The organism is Achromobacter sp. 2789STDY5608615, from assembly GCF_001298995.1.
GTDB classification, from domain to species: domain Bacteria; phylum Pseudomonadota; class Gammaproteobacteria; order Burkholderiales; family Burkholderiaceae_B; genus Achromobacter; species Achromobacter insuavis.
In genome coordinates, this window is sequence record NZ_CYTY01000094.1 from 1 (window position 1) to 1,899 (window position 1,899).

Genomic DNA, 1,899 nt, shown 5'->3' on the forward strand with positions numbered 1-1,899 from the left:
CCGCGCCCGCCGCGGCGCCGGCCCAGGCGCCCGCCGCGACCGCGGCCCCCGCCGCGCCCACCGTCATCATCCCGACCGAGCTCGACACCAAGGCGTGTATCGCCAAGCTGCGCAAGGGCGCCACCGCCAACGGCCTGACCCTGGCCGACTGGGACAAATACACCGCCAAGGCCAAGCTGCTGCCCACCACCGTGGCGTCCGCCCAGGGCCAGCCCGAGGGCCGCGAAAGCTGGTGGGACTACATCGCCAAGACCGTCGACGACGAGCGCGTGGCCGATGGCCGCGCGGTGCTGGCCAAGTACGGCAAGCAGCTGGGCGACATCAGCCAGCAGTACCAGGTCGACCCGGCCACGCTGGTCGCCATCTTCGGCATCGAGACCAACTACGGCCGCCAGGTCGGCAAGACCGACGTGCTCAACGCCTGGCTGACCCGCGCCTGCACCGAGAACAAGACGCTCTGGGAAAAGAACGCCTACGCCTCCGTGCGCCTGCTGCGCGACGGCGTGGTGCCGGCCGACAACTTTGTCGGCTCCTGGAGCGGCGCCTTCGGCATGACGCAGTTCATCCCCACCTCGTTCTACGAGCTGGCGGCCGACGGCGATGGCGACGGCAAGATCGATCTGTACAACTCGCTGCCCGACGCCCTGGCCTCGACCGCCAACCACCTGCGCAAGCGCCGCGCCAAATGGACCCATGGCCTGCCCGCGGTGGTGGAAGTGCGCGTGCCGGCCGACGTGGCCGCCGCCATTCCGCCCGCGCCCGACGCCGAATACGTCGGCTCGCAGGACCGCCGCACCATCGCGCAGTGGGCCCAGGCGGGCCTGAAGCAGGGCGACGGCTCCGCGCTCAAGCTGGCCAGCGGCAACGATCAGCAGGCCTACCTGTTCGCGCCCACCGGCGCCAAGGGCCCGGTGTTCCTGGCCACCGTCAATTTCGACGCGATCCTGCACTACAACCAGTCGCGCCGCTACGGGTTGGCGGTGTCGCTGCTGCTGAACCGCCTGCAGGGCGGCCCGGCGCTGGCCACGGCCTGGCCGACGGACGACCCCGGCCTGTCGCGCGCGCAGATCAAGGAAGTGCAGGAGATGCTCAACGCCCGCGGCTATGACGTCGGCACCGCCGACGGCATTCCCGGCGCCAAGACCCGCGACGCGGTGCGCGCCGAACAGGAAAAGCGCAACCTGCCGCAGGACGGCCGCGTCGGCAAGCGCATCTACGACGCGCTCAAGGCCAAATGAGCGCCGCCGATCCCGCGCAAGCCATTGGCGTTGACGGGGTGGTGGTCTCGGGCACCCAGGGCTACGGCGAGAACGCCGCGGCCCTGGCCGCGCAGTACGAGAGCATCGCCTTCGCCGACGTCCATCGCGACGTGGCGCACCTGATCCCGTCCACGCCGTCGCGCATCGCCGACATCGGCGCTGGTTCGGGCCGCGACGCCGCCGCGCTGGCCCGCATGGGCCACCAGGTGGTGGCGGCCGAGCCCACGCCCGAGCTGCGGCGCGAGGGCCAGCGGCGCCACGCGCTGCCCAACCTGGAATGGGTCGACGATGCGCTGCCGGACCTGGACGGCCTGCGGGGACGCGCGTTCGACGTCATCATGCTGACCGCCGTGTGGATGCATCTGGACGCGGACGAGCGCGCCCGTGGCATGGCGGCGCTGGCGGCCCTGCTGGCGCCCGGCGGCCAGATCCTGATGTCGCTGCGCCACGGCCCGGTGCCGCCGGGCCGGCGCATGTTCGACGTGTCGGCCGACGAGACCATCGCGCTGGCGGCCGGCCATGGCCTGTCGGCGCATCACTGCGTCACGCGCGAAGACATGCTGGACCGCGCCGACGTGCACTGGAGCTTCCTGGGCCTGCGGCGCGACTAGGGTGATGATGCCCCGATGGCGGGGGGGGG

At 72.1% G+C, this 1,899-nt stretch carries 2 protein-coding genes; both read left to right on the plus strand.

Annotated elements, in window-relative coordinates:
* A partial coding sequence (locus AOZ49_RS31500) for a lytic murein transglycosylase (RefSeq protein WP_054479834.1) occupies positions 1-1,238 on the plus strand: 1,238 nt, incomplete at its 5' end.
* Complete coding sequence (locus AOZ49_RS31505) at positions 1,235-1,870, plus strand: class I SAM-dependent methyltransferase (protein WP_054479840.1); 636 nt, start codon at positions 1,235-1,237, stop codon at positions 1,868-1,870. The genes AOZ49_RS31500 and AOZ49_RS31505, both read left to right, overlap by 4 nt.
* Positions 1,871-1,899: the final 29 nt, after the last annotated feature.